Source organism: Methylophilus sp. DMC18, assembly GCF_056314005.1.
This window is the reverse complement of record NZ_JBQUZE010000003.1, coordinates 1-23,513: the sequence shown is the minus strand read 5'-3', so window position 1 is coordinate 23,513 and position 23,513 is coordinate 1. Positions and strand designations below refer to the sequence as shown.

19 protein-coding genes are annotated in these 23,513 nt (G+C 44.9%); 10 read left to right on the top strand and 9 right to left on the bottom strand.

Annotated elements, in window-relative coordinates; translation table 11 throughout:
- Positions 1–3 precede the first annotated feature (3 nt).
- The 4 genes from ACT53G_RS06975 to ACT53G_RS06960 are packed head-to-tail and all read right to left on the bottom strand — an operon-like array spanning position 4 to position 5,373.
- Entirely contained in the window at positions 4–1,695 is a 1,692-nt protein-coding gene (locus ACT53G_RS06975) for a TniQ family protein (RefSeq protein ID WP_476169312.1), read from the bottom strand.
- Positions 1,695–2,726, bottom strand: coding sequence for a TniB family NTP-binding protein (locus ACT53G_RS06970; protein WP_476169034.1), 1,032 nt, complete (start codon positions 2,724–2,726; stop codon positions 1,695–1,697). Before ACT53G_RS06970 ends, ACT53G_RS06975 begins: the two co-directional genes overlap by 1 nt.
- Complete coding sequence (locus ACT53G_RS06965) at positions 2,723–4,675, bottom strand: transposase (protein WP_476169033.1); 1,953 nt, start codon at positions 4,673–4,675, stop codon at positions 2,723–2,725. The genes ACT53G_RS06970 and ACT53G_RS06965 overlap by 4 nt, the downstream gene beginning before the upstream one ends.
- Positions 4,642–5,373 (bottom strand): TnsA endonuclease N-terminal domain-containing protein, encoded by a 732-nt coding sequence (locus tag ACT53G_RS06960; RefSeq protein ID WP_476169032.1) that lies wholly within the window; start codon positions 5,371–5,373, stop codon positions 4,642–4,644. Before ACT53G_RS06960 ends, ACT53G_RS06965 begins: the two co-directional genes overlap by 34 nt.
- A 475-nt stretch (positions 5,374–5,848) precedes the next feature.
- On the opposite strand from ACT53G_RS06960, the gene ACT53G_RS06955 reads away from it, so the two are divergent.
- The 9 genes from ACT53G_RS06955 to ACT53G_RS06915 all read left to right on the top strand — a co-directional run bounded on the left by ACT53G_RS06955 (position 5,849) and on the right by ACT53G_RS06915 (position 14,252).
- A complete protein-coding gene (locus ACT53G_RS06955) occupies positions 5,849–6,535 on the top strand; it encodes a hypothetical protein (RefSeq protein WP_476169031.1) in 687 nt (228 codons plus the stop codon).
- Positions 6,536–6,781: 246 nt separating this feature from the next.
- Positions 6,782–7,702, top strand: a complete 921-nt coding sequence (locus ACT53G_RS06950; RefSeq protein WP_476169030.1) for a hypothetical protein — start codon at positions 6,782–6,784, stop codon at positions 7,700–7,702.
- A complete protein-coding gene (gene dbpB / locus ACT53G_RS06945) occupies positions 7,703–8,836 on the top strand; it encodes a DGQHR domain-containing protein DpdB (protein WP_476169029.1) in 1,134 nt (377 codons plus the stop codon).
- Entirely contained in the window at positions 8,833–10,113 is a 1,281-nt protein-coding gene (dpdA, locus tag ACT53G_RS06940) for a tRNA-guanine transglycosylase DpdA (RefSeq protein ID WP_476169028.1), read from the top strand. The genes dbpB (ACT53G_RS06945) and dpdA overlap by 4 nt, the downstream gene beginning before the upstream one ends.
- Complete coding sequence (gene dbpB / locus ACT53G_RS06935; protein WP_476169027.1) at positions 10,103–11,197, top strand: DGQHR domain-containing protein DpdB; 1,095 nt, start codon at positions 10,103–10,105, stop codon at positions 11,195–11,197. The genes dpdA and dbpB (ACT53G_RS06935) overlap by 11 nt, the downstream gene beginning before the upstream one ends.
- Positions 11,187–11,891, top strand: coding sequence for a 7-cyano-7-deazaguanine synthase QueC (gene queC / locus ACT53G_RS06930; RefSeq protein WP_476169026.1), 705 nt, complete (start codon positions 11,187–11,189; stop codon positions 11,889–11,891). Before dbpB (ACT53G_RS06935) ends, queC begins: the two co-directional genes overlap by 11 nt.
- The gene (locus ACT53G_RS06925; RefSeq protein ID WP_476169025.1) at positions 11,888–12,253 is read left to right on the top strand and encodes a 6-carboxytetrahydropterin synthase; all 366 of its coding nucleotides are present in this window, start codon (positions 11,888–11,890) and stop codon (positions 12,251–12,253) included. The genes queC and ACT53G_RS06925 overlap by 4 nt, the downstream gene beginning before the upstream one ends.
- 2 nt (positions 12,254–12,255) lie before the next feature.
- Positions 12,256–13,059 carry an HNH endonuclease gene (locus ACT53G_RS06920; RefSeq protein ID WP_476169024.1) on the top strand — a complete coding sequence of 268 codons (804 nt, stop codon included), beginning with the start codon at positions 12,256–12,258 and terminating at the stop codon, positions 13,057–13,059.
- A gap of 2 nt (positions 13,060–13,061) precedes the next feature.
- The gene (locus ACT53G_RS06915; protein ID WP_476169023.1) at positions 13,062–14,252 is read left to right on the top strand and encodes a DGQHR domain-containing protein; all 1,191 of its coding nucleotides are present in this window, start codon (positions 13,062–13,064) and stop codon (positions 14,250–14,252) included.
- A gap of 12 nt (positions 14,253–14,264) precedes the next feature.
- Here ACT53G_RS06915 and ACT53G_RS06910 read toward each other — a convergent pair whose 3' ends face one another.
- From ACT53G_RS06910 to ACT53G_RS06890, 5 genes are all read right to left on the bottom strand, one after another.
- On the bottom strand, positions 14,265–14,837 hold the full coding sequence (locus ACT53G_RS06910) for a 3'-5' exonuclease (protein WP_476169022.1): 573 nt from the start codon (positions 14,835–14,837) through the stop codon (positions 14,265–14,267).
- 60 nt (positions 14,838–14,897) lie between these two features.
- A complete protein-coding gene (locus tag ACT53G_RS06905) occupies positions 14,898–16,067 on the bottom strand; it encodes a PD-(D/E)XK nuclease family protein (RefSeq protein ID WP_476169021.1) in 1,170 nt (389 codons plus the stop codon).
- Between the two features lie 3 nt (positions 16,068–16,070).
- Complete coding sequence (locus ACT53G_RS06900) at positions 16,071–18,431, bottom strand: UvrD-helicase domain-containing protein (protein ID WP_476169020.1); 2,361 nt, start codon at positions 18,429–18,431, stop codon at positions 16,071–16,073.
- A 139-nt stretch (positions 18,432–18,570) separates the two neighbouring features.
- Positions 18,571–19,263, bottom strand: coding sequence for a TSCPD domain-containing protein (locus ACT53G_RS06895; protein WP_049637539.1), 693 nt, complete (start codon positions 19,261–19,263; stop codon positions 18,571–18,573).
- A 195-nt stretch (positions 19,264–19,458) separates the two neighbouring features.
- Entirely contained in the window at positions 19,459–21,624 is a 2,166-nt protein-coding gene (locus tag ACT53G_RS06890) for an adenosylcobalamin-dependent ribonucleoside-diphosphate reductase (RefSeq protein WP_476169019.1), read from the bottom strand.
- Positions 21,625–22,038: 414 nt separating this feature from the next.
- Between ACT53G_RS06890 and waaA the strand changes: the two genes are divergently transcribed.
- Positions 22,039–23,304: a lipid IV(A) 3-deoxy-D-manno-octulosonic acid transferase gene (gene waaA / locus ACT53G_RS06885; RefSeq protein WP_476169311.1), complete on the top strand. Its 1,266-nt coding sequence runs from the start codon at positions 22,039–22,041 to the stop codon at positions 23,302–23,304.
- Positions 23,305–23,513: the final 209 nt, after the last annotated feature.

The window sequence follows — 23,513 nt, the reverse complement described above, 5'->3', positions numbered from 1 at the left end:
AAATCATGCTCGATTGACAGAATACTCTTGCATACTAGATTGGTTAAATCCAACCAAAGACTCTTCGATCACATAGATCCCGTAATCCGTAGAGCATGCCTCAAATGCATTAGCCTTGATCAAACTTTTAACCACCTTGGCATCTACTCCCAAAATCTCGCCGGCATCTTCTGATGAAATCATGCCAGAGAATTTTTGCGCTAGGCTAGAAATGGCCTCATCAATTTGCGAGCGCTGAAAGAGTAAATCACTAGGCCTTTCACCCGCGATGCCTACAGGCAGAATCGCCCGAACTCTGATGGCTTCAATCAATGCAGCCTTAATCACCGATGGTCCCAGTTTCTTGAGCAGAATCTGCTTTAAACTGATGTAGCGAATATCTTGTGGTGAATTGGAAATAAACTCCACACCGTCCACTAACTGACTTCTCAACCGCTCCACATCCCGCTCATGAAACAGCTTCATTGGGTTGGTCATGAAGTGTGCCTGGTAATACCCTTTTTGGCGATATACATTCAAAATGGCCACCGGTAAATCCAATCGCTCCGCAGCTTCTTTAATTGTGAGGCTTTGGCCTGCGGCAAACTCAAATACTAACTGCTCAGTGACCTCAAACAGTGCCTGTCCTTTGGCATTGACCGCATGTACAGGAATCAGTCCTGCAGCCACCATTTTTCGGAGTGTGGCAGGCTGTTTTCTCAATGCCTGTGCCAGTCCATAAATCCCAACGATATTGGATGTGCCACTTTGTTGGAATTTAGGATGGATCAGCGCTTTACGCCACTGGCTTTGGCCAAACTCAACAAAGGCCTGGTGCATGAATGCCACTTCATCCTTGGGTAGACCATTCTTAAACAAGGTTTCATAGATGGGCAGAAACTGCTTGCGTAGACCTGTGCTTGTCATATTTGCCTGTGGCGCCTGCGTTTCCTCCAGATATTGCTGAAAACCCCGAGGCCAGTGCGTAAAGATGCTGGCCGCCAAAGTGACTGTAGCCATTACGTCGCCATTGGGTTGCGCATCAACTGAACGACCCTCCAGCCGGTATAACAAACTCAGCACTGTGTTGAGCGACAACTTAGCAATCGCGTCGACAGGAAATCCTAAGGGCTCAAGCAATGAGTTATCCAAATCCTGATTTTCCAGTTTGGCTTTGAGGATATGCATCAAACCAATCACCGCTTGATTTGTTACCTCGCGCGCCTTTACGTGCTTAAAATCGTATCCACACTGACATTTGGAGAGTCCTGGTCGAAAGACATCCAGCCCCTTATGGCAGCTTGGACATTGTTCGATGCTTTCAATATTATGTTCAGGGCAGACAACAGCATATTTGAGCTCAGTAAAACTGGAGATATACCCCTTATCAGCAATACAACAAGGGCAGACTCTCGTATGCTTAGAGCGCAGATACAAACTTGGAATGCGGTGGCCTGAAAGGATCTGGTAGCGACTATGCTTGATTTTCTCAGTCAGAAAATCAAACTCTGGGAGATCACTGCCTACCAACCGCTTTAATTTTTCAGGGTCAGGCGTTGCCGAACGGATTTCGTTTTCAGTCATTCCGGCATGCCGGAGCATGCCGTGAATGGAACGATAACCGTTAGCCTCAGCCACCCTCAAAATATAGCCCTTATAGCTTTCAAAAGGCATAGGCTGAGGTGTGACCACTAATGGCTGAACGTTATCAAACATCAATTAAACAAACCTCCTTTCGGCGTTAACAATGCGCCTTTGGTATTGAGTTCGCGCATGCGTAAACTTTCCAAGTCAGCAGCCGAAAGACCAATTCTTGCAACCTGATCCATGAGCGCTTTGGTGGGAGTAGGATCGAATGATGAGGCAAACGGGTTATGCGCAACCGAGACACCCTCCACCCATATTGCCTTACTGAAAGCCTCCTCCAAGTGTCGCATGGTGATTTCGGTTCTATCATCCTCGATGGCATCCCATACCGCCTGTTTGAGAATCTTGACGACATACCCAATCAAACCACCCGAAGCGCAGAAAAAACGAAAGGCGATATTCTCGTTACCGATTGCTGGGAGTTTGAAGTCTCTCAATCCAGATTCAAATCCCTTAAGAATTCTGACGAACTCATGCTGTGAATCCTTATTCGACCAGTTATAACGCTGCATTTTGATAGGCCCCAGCATACGACCACTCAATTGCTCGTTCTGGTTAATCACATTAATGGAAGTTGGCAGACCAACAACGACCAGGAAAATCTTGGTTTCCTCCAGCAGGTTTTTCAGAAAATCAGACAGGTGATGCTGAACCTTGTGCGAGCCACGATCATAGAAATGCTGAAACTCTTCAATCACCAGTAACGTTGTACCGGCCTGTTTAAGTAGCAACTTTAACCGTTCAGTTTTCGTGATTTCAGTTTCCCGGCCAGTCTTGACGCGGTCACCAATGGCATACAGCATCTCGTCCACGAATCCCTTGACAGTAGGTTTGGCAGGAGTGGTGACTTTGAGAATTGGCACGCGCAGTCCTTCTTCAGTACGCTCCTGGCTATGATTGAGCATCAAGTTATCAATCACTCTGGATTTACCGCTGCGAGACTCACCAACCACCGCAATTCCCAGCGGTTCAACCGCAGTGACAGAGTTATTGAAGTGCTGCTCAAGGCGTTTTGAGGCCATCTGAAAATTGAAACTTGGTATCAATAAGTTATCAATACAATTACGGATATTGGTTTGGTTCATAGTTTGTGTATTCATTTACGACGCTCCTGTACGATTGCGGAAAAACCTTCAACTTCATTTAGGGATAAAGACATCATCATGGCATCCGGCATCAACTCAGCCTCAGCTTCGTGATACTGCTCAACGATGTGTTGGGTACGCTTTTGATCTTCAATCAGACGACCTCGTTTGGCTCGCAGCCTTGCGCTGGTCTTTTTAAAACCAACCTCAGCCATGACCATTTCGTGAATGTCCTTAGAAGCGCGCATCCATCCTTTTTCGTTATCCTGGCCGATTCTGTTTTTGGCATACTTGCGATAAAGCTTGTGCTGCCAAAGCGATAAGCCTTGGGCGTATGCCTGATTCAGCGCAGGCACCGCGACATAGTTACCATCCACTGGATGCTTGATATGCACTTGGCCAAGATTGCCCTCATCAACTAAGACTTCGACCGTCAATTTGTCGCCACACTGCTTACGCCAGAGGATCATTTCCTGTGAGTTGTAGAGCAGGTTATTCACCTGAATACCCTTATGCGTGAGAGAGCACTCATCGCGTCTGCCCAGCAACATGTCGATCACTTCAAGATTGGTGGCGACTGGCGTATTACTGACTGAGTCTGCATTTCGCCAAGCATCCGCCGGCTTCACCCTTTCCAGACCTGCATGAGGCTTCTGGTGGTAATAGTCAGCAATCCACTTAAAAACGATTTCCTTGAATTTTTCATAGCGAATCACGGCATGCTTCTCTGGGTCGTAATCCTCTTTCTCAAAGATGTTGCTGAACGTAGTCCCAGGGTTGCCATGGCTGATACCATCGTTGATCGTTCTCATAAAGCGCTCAACGCTCCCCTTGTACCAGGGCGACTTACGCGGCGTATATTTGATCTCGATATCAAACTGATAGCAGGCCTTTTCAAAACTATCGCTGTGAAACTCCATCCCGTTATCGACCACCAGTGTTTTCATCACACCAAACGCCTCCCAGGCATTTTTAATACTCGGGTATTCCGTTTGCAGAGAAAGCTTAGGTTTCAGCGCATGCTTCAAGCACCTTGCGACAGACAGATAGCTAGGCGACTCGAAACCGATATAAATACCCAAGATGCAACGGGTATGCTTATCAATACAAACCGTGAGCCACGGCCGCCCCAGTGGAATACCAGCGTCATCCACCACAAAGATATCCAGTTGGGTGTGATCAATCTCAGCCACCTCCAACCGTTGATTGGTCTCGATATGGTTGAGCTTGCCGCGATACATCCTTCGCGCAACGGTCGCACCGCGACGGGCAACATCCCTATCAAAGGCCGGGATTTGATCAATTAAACGCTTCACCAGCCGCGCAGATGGCAGAGGTAACTTGCCACTTTGCATCGCCCATTGATTGCGTTCCTGAATGTCCGCTGTGGCCAACTCCAGAATCCTTGTTTGGGTTGGGCGTGATGTGGTCAGGTAGACGTTATCTATAAAGCGCTCAACCACTTCAATCACTGCATCAGGGTAGCGATTGCGGCGATTACCTTTGCGTTGATGCTGTTCCAAAAGCGCTTGAATATCCCGTGCCCCTTTCATGAACTTCAATACCCATCTTCGCACCGTGATCCAGTGTGGAATCGGCTGCTTCAAACTGTGGGTATTCCAGAACTCCTGTAAGGCGGCTTGATACATTGCCTTGGTCGCGGGTAGCCCCTCTACAGCTTTCACACATCCACGTTTGAGCTTGGCAAGATCAAATCCTGCATCAGTGGTATCAATCAGCAGTGCTTTAGTAGGGGGTGTTTTGACAAACTTGTCACGCTCCAAAATAAAAGTCAGATCCCCGGACTCAAGCGCCAATAACATCTCATCCAACTTAGAAGTCTCAAGATAGCCGGTCTGTGAATCCTCAAGCTGCCATAGGGCTTCACCCACTTCACGCTTGAGCGTAGACACGCGTCCTTTGAACGAAATTAGTGCACCTTTTTGGAAATAAGCGACGCCCATGTTCCTTCTCCTTCCGCATGTTGATAATTAACCCAGGCAACCAATGTTTCAGCGGTGATGGGCTTTGTAAGCTCAACGACGAGCAACCCTTCCAGAATCAGTTGGCACACGTACTGATTGAGGTATGGGTTATCAGGAGTGCTTTGTAGAGAGCGCCATGGAATACCACCTATGCTCTGAAAAAGCCGACGCAGTTGCTCACGGGCCAACATAGGCATTTGAATCTTGCCGTTGCGTTTGATGTACCAGGCGTTACTCAAAAACACTGGGTTATCAATCAACTCAGCAATCACTACGTGGTACTGGAATCCGTGATTCGGCAGCAGCTTTGTCAGGAGGTCTGAACGATCACGAATATGCTGATTCAGACCCGATAAGGTTTTAACCTCAATGAGGTGTTGACCACCATTGGTCTCAACATGGAAGTCAGGATAGTGGACATGGTCTTGCCCATTCATGACATACTGTATTTCGCAGGGCTGCGGCCTGAAGCTGATTACATGGGGACTCATGTCCAGATACAGCATGCAGTTGCGCTCGTTTTCTGATTCGCACTGCAGACTGGTCTGCATTTTCCAGCTCGGGTATTTGAAGGTCACCCTAGCATTCGACCGCTTTACAACCTTGCGGCTTAACTCCCCAGGTGGGGCAAAAGCGATGCTCGTTACTGAGCAGTCTGACGATATTAAATAACTCATAAAAGTCTCCTAGAAAAAATCTAGAGACGATCTAGTGAGCGAATTGAAGATGACATCAGCAAAACAGCCTGCTGAAACCACCTTTCCAGAAGAAATGCGAGACTACCCGCGTTAAGGCTCTTGACTAGCAGCTAACGTGTCGTAGAATAGAATCATCTGGTACACAAACAGATGTTCTTAAAAGCGACTCAAGTATTGGCGTACTTGGGTCGTTTTGCATTTCATGTCCGCAAAAGACATTCTTGGCTATATCAACTCTTCTGAACTAGTTCCTCTCTTGTTTACAACAACCGGATGGTTGCTGACCTTTTGAGACACCCTGCATTGGTTGCATTTAATGGGGGGTCTCCATTTCAAACTAACCTAGGACTTTCAATAATCAAGACTGTGCATTAGTAGCAAGTTATTAGTGTAAAATATGACACTAATATCATGAAATGTCTTTAAATTCATCTGCATATACTCGGAATCTTTGATGATTGAATCAAAATCAGCGAAAAAAAGATCAGTTGGCAGACCAAAAACCAACAAAACCCTGCAGCAATTGAGAGTGCAGACCTGGTTTAATGCAGTTGCAGAAGCCAGTGGAAAAACAGCCTATGAATTAGAAAAAGAATTTGCACCGTCCACTGTGGACAGGGAAAACTTCAATAAACAGCGTGCGAGACTTTGGGAAAAATACCGTCTTGGCAAGACAATGCCGACCATTAAGGAAAAGAAAGGCGGTAGAAAAGGTATTGCTCAATTAGTTGAAGAAAAATACCCTGGAACCATCCATTGGCTGACAGATGAACGTTTTGACTTGGCCAACGTGGATAAAGAAATCACGATGAAATTTATCAGAGAGGTTTTTGAGTCACTACCCCCCGATATACGCAAACATATTGTTCGCGAAAATGCCAACCCGTCAACATTGTTCTGGCGGAAGCAATTTATTACAGAACCACCGTTTTACGAAAGCCTAATTAAAAATCCCTCTCCCTTGGCATTCATAGCACTGCTGGCTTTATTGAGAGAGTCATTAATTTGTCAAAATGAAACATGCTTCAATCTCATCAAAAAAGCGCTAATAAAAATTGAAGATGAAGGCATTCGGCATGGCCCTATTTTTTCCAGCGTTTTTACAAAAATAATTCTCACGCCAATTCTGATCATTTACTAGCCCAAGAAAAACTATTTGTTGGAGGCTCATTGTCGCTACCGTGAAATCTCTCATCGATCGAGAAATATATACTCACCCATGTTAAAAATTGACCGTCATAGCAATATTAATTTTTAGAGTTCGTGGTGTAGCTTCGGCGCAACACTGCGATTTTATCTAGGGAACATCTGTGATTTATTAGGCGGCCGCGTTGACCCACCACTCTTAATCCGGATAATTAAAACTGTACAACGACAGTTTTTAATTATGCTAATAATTGCATCTTGCAGTTCCAGGAAACGAATAGAACCAGCTCCAGGATTGGATGGGAATGCCCCAAGAGCATCTGATTTCAATGCTTTCGCATCAAAGTGGGTTGCAACAGTTCGCGAAGCCAAAACAACATCAAATCCTGACAACATATATTCGGGAGTAGGCTTTTCAGCTATCAGAAGTGCAGCAAAACATTTAAATGCGAGTGTTAAGTTTCTATCCGCCGGCATGTCTTTAGTCGACTCAGATCAAAACATACCAAGCTACAATTTAACCATTAATGATAATGGTGGCCCAACTCCATTTGAAAAAGTTGAAGTATCTGGCAACTCGAATGATTGGTGGAATGCGTTAAACTCCGCATACGGTTATCAAGAACCAATATACAACGCTATCAAAGAACATGATGGTTTTGTATACATAGCTTTACCGGCTCTTTATCTGGACATGGTGAAACCAGAGCTAATAAAAATCGCAAATGAGTTTCCCAATAAAACCAGAATAATCTCCTCAAACAAAATCAAGCTTGAGAACTCCTTGGCCAAGATAGCTATTCGCTATGACCAACGTCTTAATAAACTGAAAAACGGCCCCAGCGGCGCAAATGCTTCCTTTTCCCAACGAGCACTGCTTCACTTTTCACAATTAATAAGAGAGAACCATGCGGAATCTTTTAGTGCATCTGAACAGCAGCGCTTAGTTGACAATTATTTTAAGGATATCAACCAAATCCAAACTATTAAAAGAGTAAAAATCAGCGAAGAGGAACTAGTGATGCGTGTTCAAAAAGCACTCCACAAACAACCAATACCGAGAACTAAACTGTTGGAGCACTTGCGCCATATTGATGGAATTGCGTGTGAGCAAAGCAGACTTTATCGAGTGTACGATCAAGTAACGAAACTGAGCGCATAAATGGCTACAAAGAAAAAACCTTCCATGACCGTAGTGCATGCTGTACGGTTTAAACAAGGAGATAGTGTCGTATATTGTTTTGCATTACCAGGAAAAATGATAACTGACATTGCTGACTTTAGTCGCGTAAAACGTAATGAAAACGACCGGTTAGAGGGATTCCAACGGAAAGAAATCCAAGCTCATGTAAATCAAATTGCAGAATATCTTGATAGAGGACATTCGCTATTTCCCAATGCAATCATTCTCGCCCTTGGACCACAGCTATTATTCACCAAAGCAAGAGGCACAAAAGTTGAGGAGGCTATCCCAGGCCTAGAGACTGGACGACTTCATATACCAACCGGCGATGATGAAGCGAAAGTGGCTTGGATTGTAGATGGTCAACAACGATCACTGGCTTTAGCAAAATCAAAACACGGTGACTTGCTTGTCCCTATAGTTGCATTTGAATCGAGTTCGTTGGATATTCAAAGACAACAGTTTATTTTGGTAAACCGCGCAAAACCTCTCAATCAGCGCTTGATAAATGAACTATTACCTGAAACGGAGGATGCTTACTTACCGCGCAACATTGCAATCAATAAAGTACCTAGTGAGTTATGCAACCTCCTAAATAACAATCCAAAGTCTCCATTTTTCAATCGCGTTAACCGCATATCCGCGAAAAGTGACCGTACTGACACAATCACTGATTCCGCAATTATTCAAATGATAAGAGACAGAATAAACTCACCCACTGGTGCCTTAACGCACTTTAAAGGTTACCAAACAGTTAGTACAGATATTAACGGTATGCTCAAAGTATTAATCGCCTACTGGAGTGCTGTCGCAGAAACATTCCCAGAAGCATGGGCCCTTCCGGCCGACAAAAGTCGACTTACGCACTCTGTTGGCATTCGAGCAATGGGAAGCCTTATGGATCGCATTAGCAGTCGCATTAGATTACAAGACAAGGATCTGAAATTAGCTTTCAACAAAGAATTAGCACGCATAGCGACCAAGTGTGCTTGGACAGAAGGAAAATGGCCAATGATCGATGCCCCGTGGAACTCTATTGAGATGACAACAAAGGGCCTCAATCAACTTAGCTCCATCATCAATACTATCTATATTCAATCGGATGCATCGTGAAGTATATTTTTGCAGATGCTATAGATCAGGTTGATCCTGGATACGACTTCATTCGCGACCAATTTTCTAAGGGCCGAAAAATGTATTGGTCAGATGCATACCCGCATGAGGTCTTCAAAACACCACCCTACGACGGAATCCTCATTTCACGTGGAATAGTAGGTTGTTCAAAACGCAAAGGTAAATACTCCGATGCTCATGCAATTAGACTACGCCGTGAAGGAGCAAGAGAGTTCTTACGTCTAAACACAAGCCCTGAATTAAAAAAAATGCCCATATTTGGAGATTGCGGAGCATTTTCATATGCTGCTGACAAGTTGCCACTTTACACATCAGAGGAAATGGTTCATTTCTACTCAGATGTGGGGTTTACCCATGGCTGCTCAGTCGATCATATTATATTTGGCTATCGCACGGATGTGAAAGACCTTCATGGCGCTGAAGGGGATGAGCAAGAGCGGTTCGACATTACTCAAGCAAATGCTGATGAATTTCTGAAACTTAGCAAGGACATCCCCAACTTCACGCCTCTTGGTGTAGTTCAGGGGTGGTCCCCAGATAGTATGGCTATTGCCGCCAGCAATTTGGGAAAAATGGGATACAAATACCTAGCCTTGGGAGGGATGGTTCCGCTTGAGGCAAAACAGATACACGAAGCGCTATATGCGATTAGAGGGAAAATCAGTCCAGATATCAAATTACACATATTAGGCTTTGCGAAAGCGGAACAAATTCACGAATTTAAAGACTATGGAATCGCTAGCTTTGATTCTACATCCCCACTCATTAGGGCCTTTAAAGACGCCAAGTCAAATTATTACAAACGCAGGACTGATAACCTCTTAGATTATTACACCGCAATTCGTATACCTCTTGCTACCGAAGATAAAACATTAACGAATGCGGTAAAAGAAGGCCGACTATTACAGGACAGCGTAGTTTTAAGTGAACAAGATGCCTTAACTGCATTAAGAGCTTATGACAATGGCAGCTTATCGCTATCTGAAACTATGCAAAAGGTAATGGCATACCAACATATCTATTTGTTAACGAAAAGCAAGACACAGACAGCTTATGAAAAAGCAATGAAGTCCTGTGAACTACGACTGCTGCAAACTCTCCAGCAGGCCCCCTGGAAAGATTGTCCGTGTGATATTTGCAAGGATGTTGGCATTGAAGTAATTATTTTCAGAGCTAGCAATCGCAATAAACGACGCGGATTTCATAATCTTTTTACCTATCATGAACACGTAAAGCGCATTAGAGATGGAAAATAAAACTCTTAGATTTGAAGCCTTAGTAGCAGAGCAAAGCGACAGTCACCAGGTTATGATGATTAAAGCCTCTGCTCAACAAATTCAACAGATAGCTGTCATTGAAAGGCTTGGACGAGATGATGGCGGCAATACTGTTGGATTCCAAAGACCCCAGGTATCCGGCCATATATCGGAAATACGAAACTATCTAGAGACATCAGATGCAGTCTTACCAAACGCGCTGGTATTAGCTTTTGTCGAAGGGGCAAAAATAGTTAAAACTGAAAGCGGAAGAATTGAATTAGAAATCGATATATCTAAGGACAAACCAGGCTTTGTAGTAGATGGCCAGCAACGTCTTACCGCATTGCTACAATCTGGACGCGAGAATTTCGAAGTCTTTGCATCATGCTTGATATGTCAGAGTTTGGATGAATTACGTCGCCAATTTATTTTAATAAACAATACTCGACCACTACCGAAATCCTTGATATATGAACTGTTGCCAAGTGTGGAAAGTTTACCTGATCGACTTTCATCTCGGTCCTTGGCAGCAACTATCACGGAAAAACTAAACTTCAATCCAGATAGTTCATTACATGGCATTGTGAAAATGCAAACCAACCCGACTGGCATTTTAAAAGATACCACTTTGCAAAAAGCCATTATGAACTCAGAAGCAGCCGGTGCAATTCAAGTGGTGATGCAAAAAGAGAAGAATATAGATAAAGCTGTAAACATGGTAAGCAACTTCTTCTATGCCGTTCAAGAAGTATTTCCAGATGACTGGAAAGATCACAAACCTACAACGTCCAGGCTTGTGCATGGCGTTGGCATTGTTGCTCTTGGATATGTGATGGATGAGGTTTACTCTCGCACAGGTTCAATAGAGATCAATACCTTTAAGGAAGGCATAAAACCTCTTGTTGGCAAAACCGCATGGACTAGCGGCCAATGGCATTTCTCAGATGATGACATCATTCCTTGGAATCGAATTGAATTTACAACCCGGCAATGTCACCAATTAGCAGAACATCTAGTAGGTATAGTGCGCCGAGGCACTAGCAATCAATCAAAGAAAAAATCTGAGGCATATGTTGAATAAAAAAGCTCTTGTTCTGTTCTCGGGTGGGCAAGACTCAACAACTTGCTTGGCGTACGCGTTAGAAAAATATGATTATGTAGAAACGATCGGTTTCGACTACGCACAAAGACACATTATTGAGCTTGAAGCTAGGATTACCGTTCTAGACAAACTGAAAGAGCACTTTCCAAAATGGGCGGCAAAGCTAGGTGATGATCATATGATCGACTTATCTGCTTTAGGTCGAATAAGTGATACAGCACTTACAACCGATAGTAAAATCAGAATGAATGAGAACGGCTTGCCAAATACTTTTGTACCGGGTAGAAATTTGATGTTCCTAACATTTGCTGCAGCTGTAGGGTACAGAAGAGATCTTGATATCTTGGTAACTGGGGTCTGTGAGTCAGATTATTCAGGCTATCCAGACTGCCGCGATGACACTATAAAAGCAACTCAAGTATCTTTAAGCCTCGGCATGTCTCATCGCTTCAATATCGAGACTCCACTGATGTGGATTAATAAAGCTGAAACATGGAACTTAGCAAACAATCTGGGTGGTGACAGATTAGTTAATTTAATTCTGGAATACACTCACACATGTTATCAGGGTGACCGAAGCCAACATTTTGATTGGGGTTATGGCTGTGACAACTGCCCAGCCTGCGACTTGAGAAAAATTGGGTTTCAAGAGTGGCATAGGAGCAAAAAATGAAATACGAGCTAAGCCAACAATTTTATTTCGATGCTGCTCACCAACTTGAAACCGTTGTAAATTCGACCCAAAATGCCATAATCCATGGACATACTTATTTTGCAGAAGTGTTTATCTTAGGTCAGCCCTCTACAGATAATGGAATGGTTATAGACATGGATATAATCCGGAATTATGCAAATGAGATTCGTAAACAACTGGATCATAAATTCCTAAATGACATTTCCACTCTAGGTATACCTACTATGGAAAACCTATGTTTGTTTATTAAATTGTTCTTTGAAGAAAATAACATCATCTTATCCAAGGTTTCAGTATGGCGACAAGGTACAGGTGACAAATGCACGATACTAAATGATTAACAATGGCTATATTTAGTAAAATAAAACCTTGGGATACTGAAACACCTGGGGAGAATCTATTTCTTTACTTATATAACATTGCAATACATGATGTAAAAATAGAAATCTCTAACCAATCATTGGCAAGTTCAAATCATATTCTTACTGAATTATTTCATCTAATTACTACCATTGACCTTACTTACCGTTGCTTCAACTTGGGGGTAAGTTGCTCTCCAAACCTTACTACAGACAATATTTCACACAATCTAAAGCAGGTTTTGGGTTTCAATTCGGGAAAGCGTAGCACTTCCGAACTTTCTGAACTCGTTCGACTAGCATGCTTAGCCTTCCAAAATCAAAAACTGACTAATGGTATAAAAAATACTGTTCACAAAGAATCAAGGCCCCAATGTTGTTGGTGCGGGAAGCGTACTCATAGAACTAAATTCTCATCTAAAGATGAGAAATCTACGGTAGAACACCTTTGGCCTGAGTTTCTAGGAGGAACATCCAATTTAGGCAACCTGACAATTTCCTGTGGAGATTGCAATAGTAGAAGAAAGCATGCCATTTCATGGGCGTGGTTTGGTGTACAGTCTTACTTTGATAAAGTTGATAACAATAACTCCATCCCGAAAGAAATCAGGCTTGCAGTGGCATTTCACAGATTAATCAAAGTAGCCAGTGGACAAACGCATCTATCAAGAAATGCAATTACACTAAAAGAAGCTTCAATTAGGCTTCAAGGTATCATTCCAAATCTGCCTTTAAAGGTTGATCAACGATATACATTTTTAGACTTCTTAACCCTTGCATCGGAATAATTATGGCCGCTCAGAAGAAACCCACGCAAAAAGCCTTTCCTGATAGCGTTAGCGAATATCCAGCACTCTTAAATGTGCAAAGAAGTAGCGCCCCAGATTTAAAATTTTATTTATTTCATGCGCCAGCCTCTGAAATTTATCAATGGGGTCTCATTGATCGCCGTGAACCAGATCGTCCGAAATCGATTCAAAGAAGTTTGAATAAATCAAAAGTTCGAAAAATTAATGAGTATTTAAGTGCTTTTGATGTAAATACTATTGCGACATCTATTGTTATTGTTTTTGACAAAAATGCCGTCAGTTACTCTGAGACAAATGGTAGAGGAGCTTTGAAAGTAACTTGGTCCTCTAAAAAACCTGCAGGAGTAATTGTTGATGGGCAACATAGGGTGATGGGAGCAAATCAATTTGAAAACGGCAGCATCCACCTAAATGTAGTCGGGATCGTAGGTGCAGACTCAACCGAGGGTGCTTTTCAATTTTTGGTCATTAATAATAACAGCTCTAAAGTTTCTCCAAGCCACGTAAAAGCTTTATTTACAGACTATAAAGAAGAAGAACTATTAAAGAGAATGCTTGATAGCGGCAGTACTAATTTAGATGAAGAAAAGATAACTGCATTGGACTATTTTGACGGCGGCGTCGATAGTCCCTTTAAAGGTCAAATAAAATGGGCAAAAAATAAAGATGGTTTTATTGTTCCAAATGCACTTGAAGGTGGCTTAGATGAGATTACAACCCGAAAAGCATTACTCGCAGTAGAAGGATTCGAATTAATAGCTTTTACCGAAATCTGGAAAACAATTAAAAAAGACTGGATGCATTTGTGGAATGCAGCCTCTCATCTTTTAGAAAAAGCGTCAATTCAAGCGTTGACGACTTTTATTTCTGAATCGCTTGTACAGATGCGGCTATTCAACGATGACGAAATAGATTACTTAGATCCAGATATTTTGGCTAAAAAAACTAGTCAGGTTCTAAAGAGGCTTGACTCAGGTTTTTTTGAAGTTGAATGGACTATTACAGGTCTTGATACTCGCGTCGGTCAAGAGATGCTCGTGGGGGATCTTAAGCAAATGGCGAGCAATACGAAAGCTCTAATGCCATGGTATAACTACTTACAAACCATAAGTATAGGTGCAGTTACCGGAGATACCATCAAAAAGGGATCTAAACCAAAGAAGAAAAAATAAGGCTTGAGTAAACTAAAGCATGACCCCTAAACGCTTTAACTCAAAATAGCATTTCGCACATGCCCTCACATCTGCAAGAGCAGTATGTGCATTATTAAATTTATCTTGAAAAAGCATCATATATACTTCATTTAGTTTGGGCCATTTGTAACCATATGGCCCAGGTATTTTGCAAAAGTTAGTGGACGATTGCATCGTACACTTTTTAGCTATTGTAGTTAAATCACAATCAATTCCTGTTCGTATTAACTCAGCGCCAATAATCTTTTCATCAAAACTGATATTGTGAGCAATTAGAGTGATTGCATTTGAAATATCTATTGCCATTTCCTGTAGAACTTGAGGCAGCATATGGCCATTTTGCAGAGCATTCTCAGTCGTTATTCCATGAATATTGGAAGCCTCAAGAGGAATCGTAAAACCATTTGGTCTTATAATATATTCGACGGCCTTGAGTTCATTACCTTCATCATCTGTTATTAACCAAGCAACCTGCACTAAACGAGGCCAATTATTCAAATCTGTTACAGCCGCTTTATAATTTTTGGGTACTCCAGTTGTTTCTGTATCAAAAAAAAGATGCATTAATACCTCCTGATAACACTAAACATGAGGATTACTTTTGCATGGTAGCAACCATCCTCATTAAGGAGCAGTCGGCGTATCGGGAACATAGCCTGCTTGTACACCTGCCGGAGCTGGACAAAAATGTCTAAAATCACATGCTGAGCAAGTGTCTGCATCTCCGCATTGCGGCGCCCAAGACTGTAAAATGTTACCCTCTATCGTCTCATTAACAATATCTTCTTCTATATTTCTAACGATATTATCAAAAGCAAGTAAAGCATCCCTAGTGCTGTCTTCAGTAACTGAAACAATACGAATTGCTCGACGCAACCGGAATCTTAGAGATAATTGTTCAGTATCGTTGCCTGGTCTCCACATCCTTATAAGTTGCTCATCATCTGAACCGGACTCAGGAAGTACATCTGTTGTTCCTTCGGCAATCCCTCTTTTGAGACTCCGCATTTCCTTATCGCCTGGCGTGAGTTCATTCACATATATCAAAATGCCAGCAGCAACAGGATTCGAATCTGGCTGACGACTTCTCAACCATGCATAAGTTTGGATTTGTTGGTCTCCTTGAGCCCAGTAATCATCACTTTGAAGCGGTCTTTGTGAACCCTTGTAATCTACGATGACCTCATAGTTTCCAACTAGATGAGGACAAGCCGCCTCAACAAACTCTCGAATTAAGTTTTGATGTCCAACTTGACCAAGCGTAATATTGGTCAGTACATCAATAATTCCATGAACCTCATAATTCTTACATCGCAATGCAGAATTTGATGCTGCAACAGGTCTCGTGCCAATAACCTTTTTCTCTGCCGATTCAATCAAGGGAAATAAATGAGGTCCAAGAAGATTTATTGCTAATGCAACTCTATGAAATCCAGAGTTTCGTGCATCTGCACTTCTCGCTTGCTTGCCTTGCTGCCTCAAACCAGTCTCTACGATATCTGCAAACAAACCTATATCATTTTCAGACCAATTAGGTGAGGCTGCACCCCATTCTCTAGGCGTACAAGGCCAAGGAAATGGAAAGAGGTTGTGGTTATCCTTCCAAAATCTGAATGCTAGCTCAAGGGTTCCATGCAGAAACTCGCCATACCATTGCTGTATAGGTCGAGAAGGAGGAAGAGCACTACCATTTTCGTATCTGTAGCGTAAGCGACACCTAAGATATGATATCAAGTCACCAGTTAATGAATAACTTGGAACGATATGATCCGGATGTTTGATTTCGAGTTCCATAGGTTAAATTAAACAGATTGGTGGGGTTACACGTATTGGAGCACGTCCTGTAGAAGCTTGACGCCAAGGCCATACGCCATCTCGAGTCCAATTAAGAGCAACATTAGGAATCGCCCCAGATAAGTTCTTACCACGCCCATAATTAAGCAAAGCCTCACATCCAACCAGCATTAAAACTGATTGCGGGCGGCTATATGCAACGTAGTAAAGCCTAACTAAATCATCAAATGTTCTAGCTATTGTAGCGCGATGCCCTCTTAAAGGCGCTTGTAAATGAGGTTCCACATCATCCTCCATTAAAGCCACATTCGAAGGGTTCCGAGGGAACCTCAAATGTGCTTGGGCGTGGTGATTCCGAGAAAAATGACTGCCTACATCAACGATGACTAGAGGAAACTCGAGGCCTTTAGATTGATGGATTGTCATCAACTGAAGCCTATCTCTAGGCACGTTAGCCATAATGTCCTCATCAACATCTATTTCATTTTCTGCAATTGATAGCAGCGCATCCCTAATAAAACTTTCTCTACTGCGATCTCTATGTTCATGTGATTGGAAGACTTGCATCCCATATGGAGAAGCCATCCCAGCGCTAGACACTGTTCGTGTAATAGCCTCCAGCCATACCTGGTGTTCTGGATCGATCTGAAAATCAGGAATCCATGTAATCAACTTAAAGATTAATTCTAAAACTGGCCAGTCTTGAGGAAAGTCGGGGCGTTGCCCTAAGGAGGCCGCAGCCCAAGAGTTTACAAAAGTCTGAAGTCCTCCCTGATTATTGGGAGTAGGATTTTCCTGAATGAATGCATTAGCTGTAACCCTCCACTCCGCCAAGAAAAACTTTGACTCGTTAGTAGGATAAACAGCAGCCTCCCTTTGTCCAGTTGGGTCAAGACATAAAAGTAGTAATCCGAGCAACCTCTTCACGCTCAGAATGGTACGCAATGGCCTTCCACGCGGGTTAAAAATCTGATGTCCGCTCTGCTCAAGAGAGTGTCTCAAATGCCCAGTAAATCTCTCTTCCGCGACGCTGTTATAGCGATTGTACTTTGCCTCAACTATTGAATGTGACAGCAGAACACAATCCCCTAAGTTGCCATTCCGATTGAGAGTCAACTCGTAATTTCTATTTTCATCAACAAATTCAACCCGCCGATTTTCAACAAAACCTGTCAACCAATTACTCAATGATTCTGCTAGTTCAGTAGGTGACTCTCTAAACATGCCAAGCACTGGCATACCCAAGTGACCACGATTGGAAATCACTTCAGGCTTAGATGGGTTGATGCGAGCAGGAGAAAAGTTTGCATCTCCAACAATCAAGGAGTTATAAAAACTAACGATTTCATCTGAAGATCGATAATTAGTAATCATATCGACTCTTCTAGTTTGGCGACTGGTGTATCTATTGCATCGTGCAGAGAACTGAGTAAAAAGCTCTACTGATCCCCCACGAAATCTATACATAGATTGATCATCATCTCCGACAACTGTAACCACAGGTACTGCTGCTGCAATGACTTCAAAATAGATTTCTTCTTGAAGTGGATTGGTATCTTGGTATTCATCAATTAGCAAAGCACCTATACTACCAAGCCACTCTTGTAATGATCCCCGTCTTAGTCTTTCAAGAAATCTCAGTTCCAGAGCTGAAAAATCAAAGACATTCGTATCATTAAGATGCTGCAAATATTCAGTAAGGATATCTGTTACATATTGATGAGTTGGGCTAGACCTTGCATAACTACTTAAATCCACTCGATCTTGAATTAAGCGATCACATAATGACTTTGCAACAGAAAGCGCTTCTCCTCGATTTTGTGGTGGCGTTTGATCAAAGGTATATCTGGAGAAAAGAAGATCAAGTTCATTTTTGTGAGTATTGTAGATTCGACTAAACGAAGTTCGCTTAAAAATAATTTTAGAGGCGGCTCCTTCAGCTACTATCGGTGCAATCTCACCAGGTAATCTGTTTTCAGTGAGAGCCAACTGCGCAATACTGTCCAAAGTATCAATTCTGCAACGATTGAGATCTATTCGGGCTAATTGCTCACGATACTCAGGTTGTGTATGCAACTGCTCTAATAATTTAGTTCCCCAATCAAGCCACCTTGTCCGCAACTCCTTCGCAGCTTTCCTAGTAAATGTGGTAATCAACAGATTTTCTGGAAGAATGTTGTCAACTAAGACGTGTCTCAGGGCGCGTAGAACAAGAACTGTTGTTTTTCCAGACCCAGGACCAGCTACAACCATAAGAACGTCATTTCCAGTATGAGTAACCGACTCATGCTGGGAAGGGTTTTCTAATAGATTACGATTTAAAGCATTTTCTACCAGACTCTCATATTCTTCGATAGAGATCACTTAGCACCCTTTTATTATTAATTAGCAACTTATATTGTTTTTATAGCATATTATGAGGTCAGTTACTGCAACTTATGGGGCCAAACTTGCAACTTATGCTGCCACTCACAGCCGAAGCTCCTTTCAAATTAGTACGAAATTATCCGCACTTACTATCCCCGCAGTTCAAGCAAGTCATACATCCATCCATCAGTATACTTGCTTTGGTATTACACTTTTTGCAAAGCTGCGCACCTTTGGGGAAGCCTTCGTCGTTTGATTCTTCACCTGACTTGGCGTGTTTTTCCAGGTATTCCGCTTTTTTCTCTTCTACCAGTTTTTGCTGGTGTTCATCTAAACCAGGTTTTTTCAGCATGCCGATTTCTTGCAGGTGTTTTTCTACTACTTCACCAATCTCAGCCACCAGGCTAGGCACAAACTTGCCGCCTTTTTTGAAGTAGCCGCCGCTGGGCTCAAACACACTTTTGAGTTCTTCAACCAAAAAGGTGACATCGCCACCTTTGCGGAACACAGCAGACATGACGCGGGTCAGCGCGACGATCCACTGGAAGTGCTCCATGTTTTTGGAGTTGATGAAGATCTCAAACGGACGGCGGTGCTCTTGTGGCGTGCCTTCGTTCATGATGACGTCGTTGATGGTGATGTAGAGCGCGTGCTCGGTCACCGGGGTTTTGATCTTGTAGGTGTTACCCACAAGCATATCTGGGCGGCTTAATGGTTCGCCCATTTGGATAATATTCGTGACAGGCGCTGCTGCGGCCTCGGCTGCTTTTTTGTCTTCATCGGTCACCAGTTTGTAGGCGGTGATTTTTTTGTCGATCTTGATTGCCATGTTGTTCTCCCTATTGGAGCTTAATTTTTCAATAAATTCAATAATCTAAACGCGGTCCAAAAATTTTAGATGGTTGCCGTCGCGAGCGAAGCCAGTGCCAGGCGAAAAGCGGTTTTAAACCGGAGTGTACAAACGAGTACATGAGGATTTAAAACTGCTTTTCAACGCCGCAATGGCGAGCGCAGTAGGCAAACACTAAAATTTTCCGTAATAGCCTTCTTTAAACGCATCAAAGAGGTTTGCGGCGGTGTGGATTTCTCCGTCATATTCAATCTCTTCGTTACCCTTGGCTTCGATCTCGGTGCCATCTTCCAGCGTGAACTTATAGGTGGTGCTCTCTAAATCTTTCTCGGTCACCAGCACACCCTGGAACGCTTCCGGGTTGAAACGGAAGGTGGTGCACCCTTTGAGGCCTTTGTCATACGCGTAGAGGTAGATGTTTTTAAAATCCTCAAAGTCGTAATCGGTAGGCACGTTAATGGTTTTGGAGATGGAGCTATCAATCCACTTTTGCGCCGCGGCCTGAATATCCACGTGGGCTTTTGCCATGATGGTGGATGAATCGAGGAAGTAATCCGGCAATTGCTCTTCAGGCTTGTCGCTGAACGGCATGGCGTTCGGGTTCACCAGTTCACGGTAGGCCAGCAGCTCGTAGCTGAATACGTCGACTTTCTCTTTAGACTTTTTGCCTTCACGGATCACGTTACGTGCATAGTGGTGGGCAAAGCTAGGCTCGATACCGTTGCTGGCGTTGTTGGCCAGGCTCAGTGAAATCGTGCCGGTAGGCGCGATAGAGCTGTGGTGTGTAAAACGTACACCCTTGGTCGCTATCTGGTTACGCAGGCCTTCTGGGAACTGCTGCATGTAGCGGCTGTATTTACCCAGCAATACTTTACCTGCCAGTTTTTGGCCGACCTTGATGCCATCCGCCGCCATTTCAGGGCGCACGCGCAGCATATCGGCAGTGACTTCAAACTTCTCGTCCATGATAGGTGCCGGGCCTTTTTCTTCAGCCAGTTGCACGCCGATTTCCCAGCCCACTTCGGCCATGATGCGGGTGACTTCTTCTGTGAATTTTACGGAATCTTCATCACCGTATTTCATTTTGAGCATGGTCAGTGTTGAGCCCAGGCCCAGGTAGCCCATGCCGTGACGGCGTTTACGGGCGATTTCCTGGCGTTGCTGCTCGAGTGGCAGGCCGTTGATTTCAACCACGTTGTCGAGCATGCGGGTGAACACGGCCACCACTTCGCGGTATTCGTCCCAGTCAAAATGTGCGTTGTCAGTGAAGGGCTCGCGTACAAACTTGGTCAGGTTGACTGAGCCCAGCAGGCAGGCGCCATAAGGCGGCAGTGGTTGCTCACCACAGGGGTTGGTCGCGCGGATGTTTTCGCAAAACCAGTTGTTGTTCATCTCGTTGACGCGGTCGATCAGGATAAAGCCTGGCTCGGCAAAGTCGTAGGTGGAAGACATGATCACATCCCACAGACGGCGCGCCTTGATGGTTTTGTAGATACGGCAAGCCACTTTACCAGCCTCAGGGCCTTCGGTTTTGGTCAGGTATTTGTGTTTAACCGGCCAATCACGCCACACCACTTGTGACTCGTCGTTGACGTTGAGGCCGTCAATAATGGCTTCTTTTTCAGTCACCGGGAACGCCAAACGCCATTCGGCATCGGCTTTCACGGCTTCCATAAATTCTTTGGTGATCAGGCAGCTCAGGTTGAACTGACGCAAGCGGCCGTTTTCACGCTTGGCCTTGATAAAGTCAGTCACGTCTGGATGCGAAATATCAAAGGTCGCCATTTGTGCACCACGACGGCCACCGGCGCTAGACACGGTGAAACACATTTTGTCGTAGATATCCATAAAGCTTAATGGGCCGGAGGTGTAAGCGCCCGCACCGGCCACAAACGCGCCTTTTGGACGCAGGGTGGAGAACTCGTAACCAATGCCGCAACCGGCTTTGAGTGTCAGGCCAGCTTCGTGCACTTTGCCTAAAATATCGTCCATGCTGTCTGCAATCACGCCAGACACGGTGCAGTTGATGGTAGAGGTGGCTGGTTTGTGTTCTAACGCGCCCGCATTAGAAGTAATGCGGCCTGCCGGAATCGCACCACGACGCAACGCCCACAAAAACTTTTCGTGCCATTCATTTTTCTTTTCTTCGGTGGTCTCGACGTCTGCCAGCGCGCGCGCAACGCGGCGATAAGAATCGTCCATGTCCTGATCCACATGTTCGCCCGACTTGGTTTTGAGACGGTATTTCTTGTCCCAAATATCGAGTGAGACGGGCTGCACTGGAATCTCCACGGCAACGCCTTCTGACTGGACTTTCTTTTGTTCAACAGCTTTTAACATCGAGTTCTCCCACACCTTGGTGATTCTTATTGGTTTGACAAACAGGGTTATTACAACAAACATCCGCCACAAGCTTGGCAACGGCTGGGGCGGGATGCGTTTTGGAACGGGGCCAGGGTATGACAAGCTTTGTTGTGTATTTATGCCGCTTGCCCGGCCTGCACAGCGACATGGGTGCGGGCCCTGACCAAACACAATATCTTGTGTTGCTGGCGATAATTTATGCCTATAGCTAGTTGCCGTCAACCGATTTTTTGCGCTTTTTTTGATGCTTTTTTGCGTGCAACATCTTGCATTTTTTTAAGCGTGATAGAAACAGGCGCTACGGCATAGGTGAGTCATCACTCACCTGCTTTTGCCGGTGTCGGCAATACGCAACAGGTCAGTGTTGGGCAAATATGCGAAAATACCGCCATGCCTAGATTTGTCTACACCCTGCTCATGACCGTGGTCGCCGTCCTGCTGCCGCTCAAGCTGTTCTGGCGCGGCCTCAAGCAGCCGGAATACCGCCAGCATGTGGCTGAGCGCTACGGCTTTTACCGCCAATCGGTGCAAAGTCCGCTGATCTGGGTGCATTGTGTCTCGGTGGGCGAAACACGTGCCACGCAACCGCTGATTCACGCCTTGCTGAGCACCTACCCGCAACACCAGCTGCTGATCACGCACGGCACGCCGACCGGCCGCGCGACCAGCAGCCAGTTATTCAGCGTCGAGATTGCCAGTGGCCGTGTCCTGCAAGCCTACCTGCCGGTAGACACGCCCGGCGCAGCCAAGCGCTTTCTCACCCACTTTAAGCCGGTATTCGGCGTACTGATGGAAACCGAGCTCTGGTTTCACTTAATTAACCAGGCCAGCCGCCAGCACCTGCCCATGGCCTTGCTCAGCGCCCGCCTCTCGGAAAAGTCCGCGCGTGGCTATGCCAAACTCGGCAGCCTCACCCGCCAGGGCTTGCAGCAACTCACCCTCATCGCCGCCCAAACCCAGGCCGATGCCGAACGCCTGCACACCCTGGGCGCCGCCCAGCCGATGATTTGCGGCAACCTCAAGTTTGATGTCACGCCCCCCGCAGACAGCACCGACAAAGGGACGGCCTTGCGCCAGCAACTAGGCCCACACCGCACAGTATGCATGGCCGCCAGCACACGCGAAGGCGAAGAATTGCTGATTCTCGACGCCGTGCAAGGCCTAAATGTGCTCACCCTGCTGGTGCCCCGCCATCCACAACGCTTTGCCGAGGTGGAAGCGCTGCTCAAAGCCCGTGGCCTGCGCTATGTGTTGCGCACCGAACTGGTCCAGCCCTTGCCTGCCGATGTGCAAGTCGTGCTGGGCAACAGCATGGGCGAAATGTATACCTATTACGCCGCCAGCGACTTTGCCGTGATGGGCGGCAGCCTGCAGCCACTAGGCGGGCAAAACCTGATTGAAGCCGCCGCCATGGGCGTGCCGACCATACTAGGGCCGCATATGTTTAACTTTGCGCAAGTGGCGCAAGCGGCGGTCATGGCGGATGCGGCGGTACAGCTAAAGGATGTAAGTGAGTTGCATGGGATGATTGCGGCACTGGCAGCGGATAAAGTGAAAGTGCGTACGATGGCGGAAGCAGCGAAGGGGTTTACCTTGCAGCATAGAGGGACAACGGAAAGGTTGATGGCGGCGATAGGGCCGTTATTCAAAAGGTGATTTTTAGGCAAATAGTAGATCACATCGTTTAAGCCACATTTTATTTCGCCCGTAGGCGAGTTACTTTCTGTTGCTTGCCCCACAGAAAGTAACCAAAGAAGAGGGCACCCAGCCATCACGGCCTAAAGGCTACCTTGATTTCATTACTCGTCAGTCGCGGTTGCAGAACTCAACCTGGCAGCTTACACAACCCGTAAGCTGCTGCGGGA